The following is a 16,068-nucleotide window of genomic DNA, read 5'->3' as shown; positions in this document are numbered from 1 at the left end:
GTCACCCCGACCGGCCGGACCGCGTTTCGTTTGTCGCGGGTCACGCCGCCAGGGTGGCGAAGACGACGATGTTGTCCGGGTAGCTCTTCGCGGCCGCGTCGAACTGACCGCCGCAGGTGACCACCCGCAGGCTGGGCCGGTCGCTCGGTCCGTACACCAACTCGGTGGGGAAGGCCGTCTTCGGGTACGACTTCACCGAGTCGACGGTGAAGGTGGCCGGCACTCCGTCGGCGCGGCGCACGGTGACGGTGTCGCCGGGGGTGAGAGCGCCGAGGTCGAAGAAGACGGCCGGGCCGAGCACCGCCGAGTCCACGTGCCCGACGATGACCGCGTTACCCGTCTCGCCGGGGCTCGCGCCGGGCTCGTACCACCCGGCCTGGTCGGCCTTGTCCAGCGGAGGGACCTGGACGGTGCCGTCCGGGTTGGTGCCCAACGACATGATCGTCGCGTCGACGCCGATCCGGGGGATCTCGATGCTGGTCGGCGCCGAACGGGCCAACCCGGCCGCCCCCTGACCGACCGGCTGCCCGTCGACCGGGGGGGTGTCGTCGACGGTGCTCGCCGGCCCGGTCGCCTCGGGGCCGGCCTGGGCCAGCGGCTGCGGCGGCCGGGGAGTGGGCGTGGTCTTCAGGGAGGCGCCGATCATGCCGGCGCCGATCATGGCCATGGTAACGACGACGGCCGTGCCGGCGGCACGCCACGGTTTCCCGCGGCGGCCGCCGGCCGGTGTCGTCGTCACGTCAGACGAGCGAACCATCGGTCCGCCGACGACGCATCAACACGATCCCGCCCAGCGCGGCAGCGCCGAGCAGGCCCGCCCCGCCGGTGGCCAGACCCCGGTCGGTACCGGTGCTGACGCCACCGTCACCACCGTCGACACCGCCGTGCGGCAGCACGACGAGCTCGCCCTCGCCGCACGAACCCTTGAGCTCGTAGCGACCCGGCTTGGCGTCCTTGTCGACCTTGGCTTCGCCGTAGTAGACGAACTCGCGCTCCTTGTCCCAGTCGCGCTCGTCCGAGCCGCGCTCGTCCTTGCCGTAACCGCCACGCTCGTCCGAGCCGTGCTCGTCCTTGCCGTAACCGCCACGCTCGTCCGAGCCGTGCTCGTCCTTGCCGTAACCGCCACGCTCGTCCGAGCCGTGCTCGTCCTTGCCGTAACCGCCACGCTCGTCCGAGCCGTGCTCGTCCTTGCCGTAACCGCCACGCTCGTCCGAGCCGTGCTCGTCCTTGCCGTAACCGCCACGCTCGTCCGAGCCGTGCTCGTCCTTGGAGTCCCAGCCGTTGTCCGAGCCGTACTCGGAGCCGTGCTCGTCCTTGGAGTCCCAGCCGTTGTCCGAGCCGTACTCGTCCTCGTGCTTGGAGTCCGAGCCGTACTCGTCCTTGTCCTTGGAGTCCCAGCCGTTGTCCGAGCCGTGCTCGTCCTTGGACTCCCAGTCCTTCTTGTCTTCGTCCTTGGAGTCCCAGTCCTTCTTGTCACGGCCTTCTTCGGCGTCCTGGCCGTGCTCCTCGCCCTTCCAGTCCTTGCTGCCCTCGTCGCCGTAGGCGTCGGCGGCAGCGCCGCCACCCTGGCCGCCCTTGCCGTTCTCGTCCTTGTGCTCGTCCTTGCCCTTGTCGTCCTTGCCGTTTTCGTCCTTGCCGTTCTCGTCCTTGCCTTCGTGGTCCTTGCCCTTGTCGTCCTTGCCGTTCTCGTCCTTGCCGTGCTCGTCCTTGCCGTTTTCGTCCTTGCCGTGCTCGTCCTTGCCCTTGTCGTGGTCGGAGGAGTTCTCCTCCTCGCGCCACTCGCGGTCCTCGCCTCGGTCTTCATGCGCCGGCTTGAGCTTGACCTTGCCGGTGACCTTGGACCACACGTACGCGTGCTCCTGCCGATCCGGGCAGATCTCGAGGAGCTTGACCTCGTCGCCAGCCTTGACGACGTGCGGCTTGGCGTAGACCTTGCCGTCGTCGTGGCCGTCGGCGAACGCGATCCCCGGTGCGAACACCAGGAGCGACGCGCCGCCGAGCGCGGCGCCCGCAACGACCTTCCCGAGCATCTTCTTAGCCATGACCTGCGTCACTCCATCCCTGTTGTCCTGAGCTCGGCGACAACCGAGCTAAGACCGACGTTAGACCGTTTCATGACTTATGAAGTGAAAGATTCGCGTTTTACCTTTGATCCAAGTAAGAGGTGAAGGGGTGCTACGCGGCTTTCGCCGCGCCGAGCGTCGTGTCAGGCGTCCCGGGACCTTCTGGGCACGCCACGGCGTTCCGCGCTCGACCTGCCCGGCCTGCCCCGGTCATCCGTTAGTGGCGGGTCCGAGCGCCGCGTGCCGGTCGGGCGCACTCGGAGGTATCGTCCGAAACGGCTTCGGCAACGCATCGAGCCATTGCCATGGAAGCGCTCCCATGTAAGAATCGGCGAACGCGGTTCAGAGAGCCACACCGTGCAGGCAGGGGAGTCGAGGGCACCCGGTTTCACCGGGCGACGCACCCGCCGCCGATCGACCGGCCGACGCATCGGCCGGGCACCACCACCACCATCGCCCGTCCGGGTCGGGCGCCCCCCAAAGAATCCCGTTGGCGCCGACGGCCGTCCGTTCAGGACGCCCATCGGGCCGTCCCGCCGGGCCGCACGTGGGCCCGGTCTCGCCCAAGGAGATCAGTGGCATGAATGTGTGGAGAAGGCTAACCGGCCCACGCCGGGCCCTCGCGCTCGCCGGCGCGGGCGCCCTGGTCGCCGGTGGGCTCGTAACGATTCCGGTTACCGCGGCGCAGGCCGCGACGCAGTGCGACATCGCGTACACGAGCAACGACTGGCCCGGCGGTTTCACCGCGAGCGTCACCATCAAGAACGTCGGCGACCCGCTGAACGGCTGGACGCTGGGCTGGACCTTCGCCAATTCCAGCCAGCGGGTGCAGCAGGGCTGGTCGGCCACGTTCACCCAGTCCGGCAGCCAGGTCACCGCCCGGAGCCTGTCCTACAACGGCACCCTGGCCACCGGCGCGTCGACGAGCATCGGCTTCAACGGCGCGTGGAGCGGCAGCAACCCGAAGCCGACCTCGTTCACCCTGAACGGCGTGGTCTGCAACGGCGGCACCACCCCGCCGACCGACCCGCCCACTGACCCGCCGACCGATCCGCCGACGGATCCGCCGACCGATCCGCCCACCAACCCGCCCGGCACCAAGGTCGACAACCCGTACGTCGGGGCGCGCGGCTACGTGAACCCGGAGTGGAAGGCCAAGGCGGACGCCGAGACCGGCGGAAGCCGCATCTCCAACAACCCCACCGCCGTCTGGCTGGACCGGATCGCCGCGATCAACGGCACGCCGGACAGCAGCTCCAACGGCGCCTTCGGGGTGCGTGACCACCTGGACGAGGCGTTGCGCCAGGGCGCCGGCTACATCCAGTTCGTGATCTACAACCTGCCCGGCCGGGACTGCTCCGCGCTCGCCTCCAACGGTGAGCTGGGCCCGGACGAGCTGCCGAAGTACAAGGCCCAGTACATCGACCCGATCGCCGCGATCCAGGGTGAGTCGAAGTACAGCAGCCTGCGGATCATCAACATCATCGAGATCGACTCGCTGCCTAACCTGGTCACCAACACGTCCGATCAGGCCGGCGGCACTGTCATGTGCGACACGGTCAAGGCCAACGGCGCCTACGTCAACGGTGTCGGCTACGCCCTGGCCAAGCTGGGCGCGATCGGCAACGTGTACAACTACATCGACGCAGGTCACCACGGCTGGCTCGGCTGGGACTCCAACTTCGTCCCGACCTCCAACATCCTGAAGACCGCCGCAGTCGCCTCCGGCAGCACTGTCAACAACGTGCACGGGTTCATCACCAACACCGCGAACTACTCGGCGCTGCAGGAGCCGTACTTCAAGGTCACCGACAACGTGAACGGTCAGTCGGTGCGGCAGTCCAAGTGGGTCGACTGGAACTTCTACGTCGACGAGCTGTCGTTCGCCCAGGCGTTCCGCAACCAGCTGGTCTCGGTCGGCTTCAACTCCAACATCGGCATGCTGATCGACACGTCCCGTAACGGCTGGGGCGGCTCCGCCCGGCCCACCGGTCCGGGCGCCACGACCAGCGTCGACACGTACGTCAACGGCGGCCGCATCGACCGCCGGGCCCACCTCGGCAACTGGTGCAACCAGGCTGGTGCCGGTCTCGGTGAGCGGCCCCGGGCCACCCCGGCGACGGGCATCGACGCCTACGTCTGGGTGAAGCCGCCGGGTGAGTCGGACGGCTCCAGCAAGGAGATCCCGAACAACGAGGGCAAGGGCTTCGACCGGATGTGCGACCCGACGTACGGCGGCAACGCCCGCAACGGCAACAACCCTTCCGGGGCGCTGGCCGACGCACCGATCTCCGGTGCCTGGTTCTCCGCCCAGTTCCAGGAGCTCATGCGCAACGCCTACCCGGCGCTCTGATCGGGTAGCACGCACCAACCCGCTGCCAGTGGTTGGTGAGGCACTGTTGGCAGCAGGTTCCCCCCGGGTCCCCGGCTCGACCGTCACAGGTCGGGCCGGGGACCCCCTTGGGCGTGAGTCGATCAGGGCACTGTGCGTTCGATCGCCGCCCGGCCCTGCTCGGCCAGGTCCCGGCGGGCCTTCTCCAGGTTCTCCGGGGTCAGGTCCTGCCCGCGGGCCATCACCAGGTCCTCCGGCTCCCAGGGCTGTTCGGCCCCGGTGCGGATGTTGTCCCCGCCAGCGCCGGTGCCCGTCCCGGTCGCCCCGGTGCCGGCAGCGTACGGGTCGCCGATCAGCTCGTCGGTGTCCGGCGCCAGGTCGTCCGGTCGGCTGCGGGGCTCGGCGAAGCCCGGTGTGTCCCGGTCCGGGCCACCTCCGGTCCGCAGCTGCGGCACGGTGGCGTCATCGTCCACCGCCGAGGCCACCTCGGGGCTGTCCTCCAGCGGCGGTTGGCGATCGCGATCGGTCATGGTGCTGCCTCCTGTGTCCGACACGGTGCCTGATTTCCCCACGTACCCCTTCGTGCCGCGCTCATGCCGCACGGCCCGGCGGTCAGGCCGGGCCGCGCTCATGCCGTGCGGTCAGGCGGTCAGGCGTCGGGCTGCTGCTCGTTCGGGGCCGGCGCTTCCGCTGGGCGCAGCCACTGCCAGAGCAGCATGAGCAGACCGAACACGAGCATCGCCAGCCCGGCCCACAGGTTGATCCGTACGCCCTCGGCCTTGTCGATCTCGGCCCGGCTGTCGAAGATGCCGATCAGGGTCACGATGACCCCGTACGCGACGAAGAGGCCACCGATCACCCGGCGGATGTCGAACAGCCGGGCCGCGGCGGAACGCCGCTGCTCCGCCTGGGCCTCGTCGATCAGCGGGTCCTGTGCCGGCTGGCCATCGTTGCTCATCTGCCGACCCTTTCCTTAGAAGACCGGGATGTAGAAGAGGGCGGCCAGCGCGACCGCGATCAGACCGAGCAGCACCGGGGAGCGGTACCAGGCGGCGTCCCCGGCGAGCACGTCGCCCTTCAGGTCGACGCCGCCCATGCCGTACACCAACCCGCGCAGTTCCTCGTCGCGCTTGGGTGCGGTGAGCGGCGTGACGATCGCGGCGACCACCACCGCGGTGACGAACGCCAGACCGGCACCCCAGAAGCTCTCCTCCAGGTCCGAGTTGAAATCGACCACACCGCCCTTGTAGAGCAGGTAGAGGCTCAGCGACACCAGGGTGCCCAGCAGCAGCGACCAGAAGCCGGCCAGGGCGCTCATCCGCTTCCAGAACATGCCGATGATGAAGGTGGCGAACAGCGGCGCGTTGAAGACGGAGAAGAGCGCCTGGATGTAGTTCATGATGTTGCTGAAGCCGGCCGCGATGAACGCGGTGCCGATCCCGATCACCACGGCGGCGACGGTCGCCCACCGGCCGACCCGCAGGTAGTGCTCGTCCGACCGGTCGCGGCGGATGTACGCCTGCCAGATGTCGTAGGTGAAGACGGTGTTGAAGCCGCTCACGTTGGCGGCCATGCCGGCCATGAACGAGGCGAGCAGGCCGGTGACCGCCACCCCGAGCACGCCGTTGGGGAGCAGGTCGCGCATCAGCAGCGGGATGGCGTTGTTGTACTGGAGGTCGCCGCTCTCCGCGCCGAGGCCCTTCACCGTGACCAGGGCCACCAGGCCGGGGATGACCGTGACCAGGGGGATGAACAGCTTCGGGTACGCAGCGATGATCGGCGTACGCCGGGCGGCGCTCATGTTCTTCGCCGAGAGGGCTCGCTGCACCTCGGCGAAGTTCGTCGTCCAGTAGCCGAACGACAGCACGAAACCGAGGCCGAAGACGATGCCGATCCAGTGCGCGCCCAGCGGGTTGGCGGTGCTGCCGGTGTCCTGCCACGCGTGCAGGCCGGCCTCGCCGAGCTTGGTGTCGCCGACCGCGTCCATCAGGCCGTTCCACCCGCCGACCTTGACCAGGCCGATCACGGTGACCGGGATGAGGCCGGCCAGGATGACGAAGAACTGGAGCACCTCGTTGTAGATCGCCCCGGACAGGCCACCGATGGTGATGTAAGCCAGCACGATCGCCGCGCCGACCACGATCGCCGTCCAGAGCGGCCAGCCGAGCAGCGCCTGCATGACGAGGGCCAGCGCGTACAGGTTCACGCCGGCGATGAGCACCTGGGCGACCGCGAAGCTGATCGCGTTGAGCAGGTGGGTGGGGCGGTTGAACCGCAGCCGCAGGTACTCCGGCACGCTGCGGACCTTGGAGCCGTAGTAGAAGGGCATCATCACGATGCCCAGGAAGACCATCGCCGGGACCGCGCCGATCCAGTAGTAGTGGACCGTCATCACGCCGTACTGGGCCCCGTTGGCGGCCATTCCGATGATCTCCAGCGCGCCCAGGTTCGCCGAGACGAAGGCGAGACCGGTCACCCAGGCCGGCAGGGAGCGGCCGGAGAGGAAGAAGTCGACGCTGGTCCGGATGGCCCGACGCGCGGCGAAGCCGACCCCGAGAACGGTGACGAAGTACAGCGCCAGGATCAGGTAGTCCAGGCCGTTCATGTTGAGCCGGAGACCGTCGCCGTCCATCCCGTCACCCCTCGTCCCGACGTCCCGCGCTGTTTGGTGCGCGCGCGCCCTATTACCCCGTCCGCGCGGTTTCACTCCCAGAGGTCGAGACCGCCGTGTTCGGGCCCTGTCGGGCGGTCTGGCGGGCTTGGCGACGGTCGGCACGCAAGAGGGCGCCCCGGCCGTTGCGGCCGGGGCGCCAGTTGGTGGTCGGGGGTCTCAGCGACCGAGTACGCGGTCCAGGAAGTCCCGGTAGTTGCGGACCGCCATCCGCAGTTGCTCGGTGTCGGCCGAGCCGGCGTCCTGCCACCCGCCCAGCGTGCTCTTCTGAGCGGCCAGCGCCGAGGAGAGGGCCTGGATGGCCTCCTCCACCAGTGACTGCGCCTCGCCGGCAGCCGCCTGCGGGTCATCGACGAAACGCAGCTGCACGTCCCGCCAGCGGTCCCGGAAGCCCTGCGCGGTGTCCGTGTCGAGGAGCGTGGCCGGCTCGGCCGCGACCGTCGACCCGGCGGGTCGGGACGTTCCGGCGGACCCCAGCGTGGGGCTGGCGTCGTCGCCGGGGACCGGTTCGCCGTCCGCGTCCGGGTCGACCATCTCCGGTGTCGCGCTGCCGTAGCCGGCCGCGCCCGCCGCGGCGGCATCCCGGTCGCCGGTCAGATCGCCGCGCCGCTCGGGGTCGCCGTCCGTACTTCCCGGCGGGACGACGGTCCGCGCGGACGTGTCCGCGTCGTCCCGGTCGTCCCGGTCGGTGCGGTCGTCGAAGTCCGCGCTGTCGTCGACGTCCGTGTCGCGGCGGTGCAGCTCGGCGGTGGGGTCGGCGCGCAGACCTTCCCGCTCGCCGTCCTCGGCGCCGTCGCCCGGCTGGGCGGTCCGCTCGGCCCGGGGGTCCGGCTGGTCCTGCGGGTGCGGGCTGGCCAGCGCGGAGGCGGCCACCGCGTCGGCCACCGTGGTGGCGCCGAACGTCGTCGGCAGCGGCCCCGGCTCGTGGAAACCGCCCTCGTCGGTGGACCGGTCGTGGCGCCGGTGGCGCGGGTCGGAGTCGTCGGTCAGCTCGTCGTCGGCCGGGTCGTACGCGGCGTCCCGGTCGGTGTCGTCGGCCCGCTGGTGGGCGGCGGTCTGGTCGTCGAAGGTGCCCCGGTCGTCGAGGGCGTCCTCCGGGACGTCGGAACGGCCGGCCCGGTCGCCAGCCGGGGGTACCGGCACGGGCGCGGACCGGACGGCCTCCGGGTGGTCGTTGCTCACCTGCTGCTCTTCCTGGCGCATCGGTGGCCTCCTCAGCGGCTCGTGGCGTCGTGGTCCGGGTGGTGGCGCTGTTCGGGCGTGTGGTGGCCGACCGGCTCCTCGCCCAGCAGGTCGGCGAAGAGTGCGCGGTAGTGCACGACCGCCTGCCGCAGCTCCTCGGTGTTGGCCTCGCCCCGGGAGTTGCGCAGGTGGATCTCGTGCGCGTCCCGGTAGTTGGTCAGCGTGCGGGCGTGCTCGACGGAGAGGTGGGCGATCTGGTCGGAGAAGTCACCGGTCGGGTAGCCCTGCTCCTCGATGAGCCGGGTGACCAGTTCGTCCGCGTCGCCCACGGTCTCGCCGGGGGAGTCGATGAAGCGGACCTGGAGTTCCTCCCAGGCGGCGGCGTACCGGGCCCGGGACTCCGGGCTGAGTGGGGTGAGCGTGAGCTCGGCATGCCGGCGTTCCCGGTCGCGCAGTTCGCGCTCCGCGGCGGACCGGCTGTCCTGTTCCGCCACCACCCGGTCGTACTCCGGCCCGAACCGGTTGCGCAGGGCCCGGCGGTTGTTGAGCGAGCGGGCGGCCACAGCCAGCACCGCGACGATCACCAGCACGACGAGCACGATGACGACTATCTGCGTGGGCGACATGGGCTCCTCCTTCGTCATCTGCTATTCCCTCCGCGCAGTGATCGCCAATCCCGATCCGAGACACTTTCCTGACGAGGGCCGCAACTACTCACCGGCCAAGACCTGATTTACCCCAGAAGAGGCGCTTGGGTGGGTGGCGACACGGGCGGTAGTGAAACAGCCTCCGATTACGTATCCTGCCCAAGGCGCCCGCGCCGGTGCCCGGCGACGCGGCCGGGCGTGCAGCCGGCAGGCGCGGTGCCCGGCGGTGCCGGCACCCCTCCTGCCACCCTGTACGGGCGAGGTCTGATGAAAACCCGCGACTGGCCGATCCGCTCGAAGCTGACCGCGTTGGTCGTCGCGCCGGTGACCGCGCTCCTGGCGCTGTGGATCTTCGCGACCACGCTGACCTTCGGTCCCGCCCTGAACCTGCTCTCCGCCCGCACCCTGTTGTACGACCTGGGTCGCCCCGGCGAGACAGTGGTCACCGAGCTGCAACGGGAACGCCGACTCTCGGTGGTGCAGCTCGCCGGCAACACCGAGCTGCCCGCCCTCGCCGAGCAGCGCGGGCGCACCGACCGGGCGGTCGCCGAGCTGCGCCGCCGGGTGGACGGGGAGCCGCTGCGCGACGCTGCGGACGACCTGCTGGAAACCCGGGTCGACCAGCTGGTCAACGCCCTGGCGGCGCTACCCAGCGGGCGGAAGTTCATCGACGACCGCAAGGTGGACCGGGCCGGCGCGATCGGCCTGTACAGCGGCATGGTCGCCGCGGCCTTCCAGGCGTTCGCCGGCATGGCGACCCTGACCGACCCGGACATCAACCGGCAGGCACTTGCGCTCACCGCGCTGGGTCGCTCCCGGGAACTGCTCGGCCAGAGCGACGCGCTGCTGGCCGGCGCGCTGACCGCCGGACGGTTCGCCGAGGGCGAGCACACCCAGCTCGTACAGGCCATCGGCAACCAACGGTGGCTCACCGAGAGCGCCGTGGCCGACCTGCCCGAGAGCAGCAGGGTCGCGTACCAACGGCTGACCGAGGGCGAAGCGTTCACCCGGCTGCGCCGCATGCAGGACGCGCTGGTCGTACCCAACCGGTCCGGCCGACCAACGGTCGACGCGGCCGCCTGGCAGGCCAGCCAGGACGCGGTGCAGCAGCAGTTGCGGGACTTCGAACTGTCCGAGGCCGACGCGCTCACCGACCGTTCGGTGCCGATGGCGGTCCGCATCCTGGTGCGGCTGGCCGCCGCCGGCGTGCTCGGGCTCGTCGCCGTGGTGGTCTCGGTGCTGGTGGCGCTGCGGGTCGGCCGCACCCTGGTCCGGCGGCTCAGCGGCGTCCGCACCGCCGCCCTGGAGCTGGCCGAGCACCGGCTGCCCGACGTGGTCGCCCGGCTGCGCCGTGGCGAGCAGGTCGACGTCGCCCGGGAGGCACCGCCGCTGGAGTACGGCCACGACGAGATCGGCGAGGTCGGGCGCGCCTTCACCGAGGTACAGCGCACCGCCGTCCAGGCCGCGGTGGACGAGGTCACCCTGCGTCGCGGGCTCAACGAGGTCTTCCTCAACATCGCCCGACGGAGCCAGAGCCTGGTGCACCGTCAGCTGCACCTGCTGGACCGGATGGAGCGGCGTAGCGAGGACCCGGACGAGCTGGCCGAACTGTTCCAGGTCGACCACCTGGCCACCCGGCTGCGTCGGCACGCCGAGGATCTGGTCATCCTCGCCGGCTCCGCGCCCGGCCGGGGTTGGCGGAACCCGGTCGCGATGGTCGACCTGATCCGCGGTGCGATCTCCGAGGTCGAGGCGTACGAACGGGTGGACGTCAAGGCCGTGCAGCCGGCCGGCGTGCTGGGGCGGGCGGTCGGCGACATCATCCACCTGCTCGCCGAGCTGGTCGAGAACGCCACCGCCTTCTCCCCGCCGGACACCCGGGTCACCGTCACCGGGGCGCAGGTGGCCAACGGGTACGCCCTGGAGATCACCGATCAGGGGCTGGGCATGTCCGACACGGCGCTGGAGAGCGCCAACACCCGGCTCGCCAGCTCGCCCGAGTTCGACCCGGCGCAGAGCGCCCGACTCGGCCTGTTCGTGGTGGCCCGGCTGGCGGCCCGGCACGGCGTACGGGTGCGGCTGCGCCCATCCGGGGAGGGTGGCGTGACCGCCGTGGTGCTGGTCCCCGGCGACCTGATCACCACCGAGCCGCCGGCCGGCCCCGACCCCGCCACGCTCGGTACCGCGTCGGCCGACCCGAGCCGGCGGCTGGCTCGGACGGCGCGCCGGGGCACAGTGACCCGCCCTCGTACCCGCCCGCCGACGGCGCCGTCCGCCAGCACAGCCCCACCCGCCCCACCCACCGGAGCGCCGACCTCGGCCATCCCGCCCGCCAACGGGCGCGACGAGGGGTCGGCGACCCCCGACGAGCCGGACGATGAGCTGGATGGCCTGCCCCGCCGGGTGCGTCGTCGTACCCCCGCCGCCCAGCCCCGGTCGACCGTCAGCGACACGCCGTCGCCCCGCTCGCCGGAGGAGGTCCGCCAGGTGATGGCGGCGCTCCAGGCCGGCACGGCGCGCGGACGCGCCACCGCCATCACCCCGGCGGCGCCAACCGGTCCGGCGGCGCCAACCGGTCCGGCGGCGCCAACCGGTCCGGCAGTCCCGGCGGCTCCCACCGACCCGGCGACGACCCCCGAACCCCCGACCGCAACTGAGAGGGACGCCTAGTGCGGCATTCGACGAAGCAGAGCGCCGGCCTCGACTGGTTGCTCGACGAGCTGGTGCAACGGGTGCCGGCCGCCCGCGAGGCGGTGGTGCTCTCCGCCGACGGCCTGCTGCTCGGTTGCTCGGCCGAGCTGGAGCGCTCCGACGCCGAGCACCTCTGTGCGCTCGCCGCCGGCTTCTCCAGCCTCGCTCGAGGCGCCAGCCGGCACGTGGACGGCGGCCCGGTCCGACAGACCGTGGTGGAGATGGAGGCGGCGTACCTCTTCGTCACCGCCGCCGGGCAGGGGGCCTGCCTGGCCGTGGTGAGCGACGCCGACGCGGACATCGGGCTGGTCGCGTACGAGATGGCGATGCTGGTGATCCGGGTGGGGGAGAGCCTCGCCGCGCCGGCCCGATCGGCAGCGGGTGCCGGAGATGCGGACTGAGCCGCCCGGGCCGCAGCACGAGTGGCTGGATGGTGAAGCCGGCCCGGTGATGCGCCCGTACACGCTCACCGGAGGACGGGTACGCTCCGCCGTCGACAATTTCAACCTGGTCGCGTTCGTGTTGGCCGGTTCGGACGTCGATGCGACAAGCCATTCGCATCTGCTGCCGGAGCATCGACGGTTGGTCGCGTTGGCCCACCGGCCGGTGTCGGTGGCCGAACTGGCAGCCGAGCTGGACCTCGCGGTCGGCGTGGTCCGGGTACTGCTCGGTGATCTCCTCGCCGATGGCCTGGTAGCGGTGCACGAGCCGCCGCCCGCCGGCATCCTTCCCGACGACGACATCCTCAAGGCGGTGGTCAGTGGACTCCGTGCGCTATGACCAGGTGGGCACCAGCACCACCATCCCGCTGGCACTGAAGATCCTCATCGCGGGAGGCTTCGGGGCTGGCAAGACGACCTTGGTGAGCGCCCTGAGCGAGGTCCGTCCGTTGCAGACCGAGGAGGTGCTCACCGGCGCCGGGATCGGCACCGACGACATCTCCGGCGTGGAGGGCAAGTCCACCACCACGGTGGCGATGGACTTCGGCCGGATCACCATCAACGACGACCTTCAGGTCTACCTGTTCGGCACGCCGGGCCAGGACCGGTTCTGGTTCCTCTGGGACGAGCTGGCCTTCGGCGCGCTCGGCGCGGTGGTGCTCGCCGACACCCGGCGGTTGGCCGACTGCTTCCCCTCCATCGACTACTTCGAGCAGCGCGGCATCCCGTTCGTGGTGGGCGTGAACTGTTTCGACGACTCCCGCCGGTTCAACCTGGAGACCGTACGCCGGGCACTCGACCTGGACCCGGACGTGCCGATGGTGCTCTGCGACGCCCGGGACCGGCAGTCCGGAAAGATGGTGTTGATCTCTCTGGTGGAGCACGTCGCCCGACAGCGCGGCGAGCCGGTGCCGGCGGCCTGAGATCCCGGCCGGAAAGCGGGTTAACGGGCGGGCAACGCGGGCAGCCTCTGGTTGGATCAACGGAGGATGCCGGCGGAGGAGTTGGGCGTGAGCGGTCACGGTGAGGTCGTCCACATCGGGGGTTACACCGCGCAGAGTGGCGGTCGGGGCAGCGGCATCGTCGCCGCGCGTCGCGACCCGACGACCGGGGCGCTGACCCCGCTCGGCACGGTGGCGGTCACCCCGTCCCCCTCGTTCCTGGCGCGGCACCCCACCCAGCCGGTGCTCTACGCGGTCAACGAGCTGACCGACGGCGAGATCAGCGCCTGGCAGGTCGGGGCGGACGGCGCCCTGGACCCGCTCGGCAGTCGGTCGACCGGCGGCGCCGAGCCCTGCCATTTGGCGGTGCTGCCCGGCGGCGAGCACCTGCTGGCGGCCAACTACGGCAGCGGCAGCATCGCGGTCTTTCCGCTCGACCCGCAGGGCGTGCCCGGCGAGCGCACCGACCTGGTGGTGCACGAGGGGCACGGCCCCGACCCGGAGCGCCAGGACCACGCCCACGCCCACATGGTCTCGCCGGGGGCGGGCCGGGGTCCGATCTTCGGCGTGGATCTCGGCACCGACTCGGTCTACCGGTACGACCTGGACGAGGCGACCGGACGACTGGTGCCGCGTGCGCCCCGGATGCGTACCAAGCCCGGCACCGGCCCCCGGCACCTGGCCCGGCACCCGGACGGACGGCGCTGCTACCTCGTCGGTGAGCTGGACGCCTCGGTCACCGCCTACGAGCTGACCGACGACGGCGCGTTGCACCAGCGCGGGCGGGTCGAGGCGAGCGAGCGGGCCGGCCACGTCCAGCCGTCGGAGGTCACTGTCACCCCGGACGGCCGGTTCCTCTACGTCGCCAACCGTGGGGTGGGGACCGTTGCGGTCTTCACGGTGGCCGGGGAGTTGCCCGAGCTGGTGGCCGAAGTGGACACCGGCGGCGAGTGGCCTCGGCACTTCGCCCTCATCGGTGAGCACCTCTACGTCGCCGACGAGCGGGCGGACATGGTGCGGGTGTTCCGGCGCGACGCCGACACCGGCGTCCCGGAGGCGGTCGGCGAGCCGGTGCCGGTGCCGAGCCCGACGTGCGTGCTGCCCTGAACGATGGTTTAGAGACGCGAGCGCTGCACTGATTCGGCAACGCCACGAGGCTGCTGCGTCACTCTGTGTTGCAAAAAGGTGGTCAACTGTTTCTCCTCCGTAACTTTAGTCCGAACGGATGTGGCAGAGACGGCACCTAGTACGCAAGATGGTCACCGTGTCAGCAGGCCGCCATCGCATGCGTTCGAAACTCCACCTAGCCGCCGCCGCCGCAACGGCGGGGGTGCTCGTCGTGACGACGGGCGCGTGGTTCGGCTACCAGGAGTTGGTCCAGCCCAGCTGCTCGGGGGAGATCCGACTCGCCGTGGCGGTCGCTTCCGAACTCGCGCCGGCGGTTGACGCCGCCGCGTCCCAGTGGGTCAAGGATGGCGCTGCGGTAGGCCCGACCTGCATCCGCGTCGACGTGTCCGCGTCCGACCCGGTCGACGTGGCGGCCGTGGTGGCGGCCAAACACGGCGCTGTGCTGGCCGGCGTGGGGCAGGCCAGTGGCACCGCCGTCAGCCCCGACGTCTGGGTGCCCGACTCCTCGACCTGGCTGCTGCGGTTGAAGAAGGACGCGACAGCGTTCGCTCCGACCAACGGCCAGTCCATCGCGCGCAGCCCGATCGTCGTCGCGATGCCCGAGCCGATCGCGACCCGGCTGGGCTGGCCGGACAAGAAGTTCAACTGGACCGACCTGCTCAAGCAGGTCAACAACACCAGCGCGCCGCTGCGGACCGGGATCGTCGAGCCGACCCGCGACGCGGCGGGCCTGTCCGGTCTGCTCTCGCTGACCGCGGCCGCCAACGGCGCCGGCGGCGACGCCCAGCGCAACACCGTCGGCGCGCTCCGCGCCCTGGCCACCGGGCGCTCCTCGCTCCGCAACGACCTGCTGGCCCGCTTCCCCACGGCCAACGACTCGACGTCCATCGCCAGTGGTCTCGGCGCGGCGGCCCTGTCCGAAGAAGACGTGATCGCGTACAACAGCAAGAAGCCGCCGGTGCCGCTCGCCGCGCTCTACATGGAGCCGGCTCCGATGCCGCTGGACTACCCGTACGCGGTGCTGCCCGGCATCGAGCCGAGCAAGGCATCGGCCGCCAAGGTGCTGTTCGAGCTGCTCACCAGCCCGACCTTCCGTAACCGGCTCGCCGCGCAGTCGCTGCGCGCGCCGGACGGCAACTGGGGCGAGGGCTTCAAGGCGCCGCAGGGTGCTCCGAGCCCGTCCGGCGGCGCGCCCACCGCACCCGCGAACGGCGGCACCGCGGCGGGTGGCCTCGACCCGGCCGCCATCCAGCGGGTCGTCTCCAGCTGGTCGATCGCCACCCAGTCCGGTCGGATGCTGGCCGTCATCGACGTCTCCGGCTCGATGAAGGACCCGGTGCCCAGCGCCAACAACCGCAGCCGGGAAGAGGTCACCGTCGACGCGGCCCGCCGCGGCCTCGGCCTCTTCGACGACTCCTGGTCGATCGGTCTGTGGACGTTCTCCACCAAGCTCGTCGGCAACCGGGACTACCGGGAGCTGGTCCCGATCGGGCCGCTCTCCGGCCAGCGGGCCCAGTTGGAGGGCGCGCTCGCCACCGTCAAGCCTTCCAGCGGCGACACCGGCCTCTACGACACCATGCTGGCCGCGTACCAGGCCGTGCAGGAGAACTGGCAGCCCGGCCGGGTCAACTCGATCGTGCTGTTCACCGACGGCAAGAACGAGGACGACAACGGTCTCAACCAGCAGCAGCTGCTCAGCAAGCTCAAGCAGATCGCCGACCCGGAGCGGCCGGTCCAGGTCATCATGATCGGTATCGGCGAGGGCGTCAGCAAGGCAGAGCTGGAATCGATCACCAAGGTGACCGGTGGCGACGTCTTCGTCACCAAGGACCCGAGCGAGATCGGCAGCATCTTCCTCAGCGCCATCGCGCGGCGTCCGCCAGCACCACGCTGATCCCACGCTCAGACGTCCAGGGGCCTGCCGTACCGTCGATTCGGTGTGGCAGGCCCCTTTTCGGCCACCAGGTTGTTTA

Annotated in this window: 14 protein-coding genes; 7 read left to right on the top strand and 7 right to left on the bottom strand. The window is 70.9% G+C overall.

Going from position 1 to position 16,068, the window contains the following annotated elements; all coding sequences use genetic code 11:
- Positions 1-40 precede the first annotated feature (40 nt).
- A complete protein-coding gene (locus tag ACQRWP_RS22350; protein WP_430497468.1) occupies positions 41-739 on the bottom strand; it encodes a class F sortase in 699 nt (232 codons plus the stop codon).
- A 1-nt stretch (position 740) separates the two neighbouring features.
- Positions 741-2,042, bottom strand: coding sequence for a hypothetical protein (locus tag ACQRWP_RS22345; RefSeq protein ID WP_430497466.1), 1,302 nt, complete (start codon positions 2,040-2,042; stop codon positions 741-743).
- Between the two features lie 601 nt (positions 2,043-2,643).
- Between ACQRWP_RS22345 and ACQRWP_RS22340 the strand changes: the two genes are divergently transcribed.
- Positions 2,644-4,416 carry a glycoside hydrolase family 6 protein gene (locus ACQRWP_RS22340; protein ID WP_430497464.1) on the top strand — a complete coding sequence of 591 codons (1,773 nt, stop codon included), beginning with the start codon at positions 2,644-2,646 and terminating at the stop codon, positions 4,414-4,416.
- Between the two features lie 122 nt (positions 4,417-4,538).
- Here ACQRWP_RS22340 and ACQRWP_RS22335 read toward each other — a convergent pair whose 3' ends face one another.
- The 5 genes from ACQRWP_RS22335 to ACQRWP_RS22315 all read right to left on the bottom strand — a co-directional run bounded on the left by ACQRWP_RS22335 (position 4,539) and on the right by ACQRWP_RS22315 (position 8,874).
- Positions 4,539-4,925, bottom strand: a complete 387-nt coding sequence (locus ACQRWP_RS22335) for a hypothetical protein (RefSeq protein ID WP_430497463.1) — start codon at positions 4,923-4,925, stop codon at positions 4,539-4,541.
- 119 nt (positions 4,926-5,044) lie between these two features.
- On the bottom strand, positions 5,045-5,353 hold the full coding sequence (locus ACQRWP_RS22330; RefSeq protein ID WP_354948441.1) for a hypothetical protein: 309 nt from the start codon (positions 5,351-5,353) through the stop codon (positions 5,045-5,047).
- 15 nt (positions 5,354-5,368) lie between these two features.
- Entirely contained in the window at positions 5,369-7,027 is a 1,659-nt protein-coding gene (locus ACQRWP_RS22325) for a sodium:solute symporter family protein (RefSeq protein ID WP_425700523.1), read from the bottom strand.
- A 198-nt stretch (positions 7,028-7,225) separates the two neighbouring features.
- Entirely contained in the window at positions 7,226-8,269 is a 1,044-nt protein-coding gene (locus ACQRWP_RS22320) for a hypothetical protein (RefSeq protein ID WP_430497461.1), read from the bottom strand.
- An 11-nt stretch (positions 8,270-8,280) separates the two neighbouring features.
- A complete protein-coding gene (locus ACQRWP_RS22315) occupies positions 8,281-8,874 on the bottom strand; it encodes a hypothetical protein (protein WP_354948449.1) in 594 nt (197 codons plus the stop codon).
- A gap of 288 nt (positions 8,875-9,162) precedes the next feature.
- On the opposite strand from ACQRWP_RS22315, the gene ACQRWP_RS22310 reads away from it, so the two are divergent.
- From ACQRWP_RS22310 to ACQRWP_RS22285, 6 genes are all read left to right on the top strand, one after another.
- Positions 9,163-11,565: a nitrate- and nitrite sensing domain-containing protein gene (locus tag ACQRWP_RS22310; protein ID WP_430497460.1), complete on the top strand. Its 2,403-nt coding sequence runs from the start codon at positions 9,163-9,165 to the stop codon at positions 11,563-11,565.
- On the top strand, positions 11,565-11,987 hold the full coding sequence (locus ACQRWP_RS22305) for a roadblock/LC7 domain-containing protein (protein WP_112584065.1): 423 nt from the start codon (positions 11,565-11,567) through the stop codon (positions 11,985-11,987). Before ACQRWP_RS22310 ends, ACQRWP_RS22305 begins: the two co-directional genes overlap by 1 nt.
- On the top strand, positions 11,977-12,366 hold the full coding sequence (locus tag ACQRWP_RS22300) for a DUF742 domain-containing protein (RefSeq protein ID WP_430497458.1): 390 nt from the start codon (positions 11,977-11,979) through the stop codon (positions 12,364-12,366). The genes ACQRWP_RS22305 and ACQRWP_RS22300 overlap by 11 nt, the downstream gene beginning before the upstream one ends.
- Complete coding sequence (locus tag ACQRWP_RS22295) at positions 12,347-12,949, top strand: GTP-binding protein (protein WP_091405745.1); 603 nt, start codon at positions 12,347-12,349, stop codon at positions 12,947-12,949. The genes ACQRWP_RS22300 and ACQRWP_RS22295 overlap by 20 nt, the downstream gene beginning before the upstream one ends.
- Positions 12,950-13,015: 66 nt before the next feature.
- Positions 13,016-14,074: a lactonase family protein gene (locus ACQRWP_RS22290; RefSeq protein WP_430503263.1), complete on the top strand. Its 1,059-nt coding sequence runs from the start codon at positions 13,016-13,018 to the stop codon at positions 14,072-14,074.
- 157 nt (positions 14,075-14,231) lie between these two features.
- Entirely contained in the window at positions 14,232-15,989 is a 1,758-nt protein-coding gene (locus tag ACQRWP_RS22285) for a substrate-binding domain-containing protein (RefSeq protein WP_430497456.1), read from the top strand.
- Positions 15,990-16,068: the final 79 nt, after the last annotated feature.

It is taken from the genome of Micromonospora trifolii (genome assembly GCF_050516465.1).
Taxonomy (GTDB): domain Bacteria; phylum Actinomycetota; class Actinomycetes; order Mycobacteriales; family Micromonosporaceae; genus Micromonospora; species Micromonospora trifolii.
The sequence above is the reverse complement of the archived record's forward strand: the minus strand, read 5'-3'. Positions and strand labels throughout refer to the sequence as shown.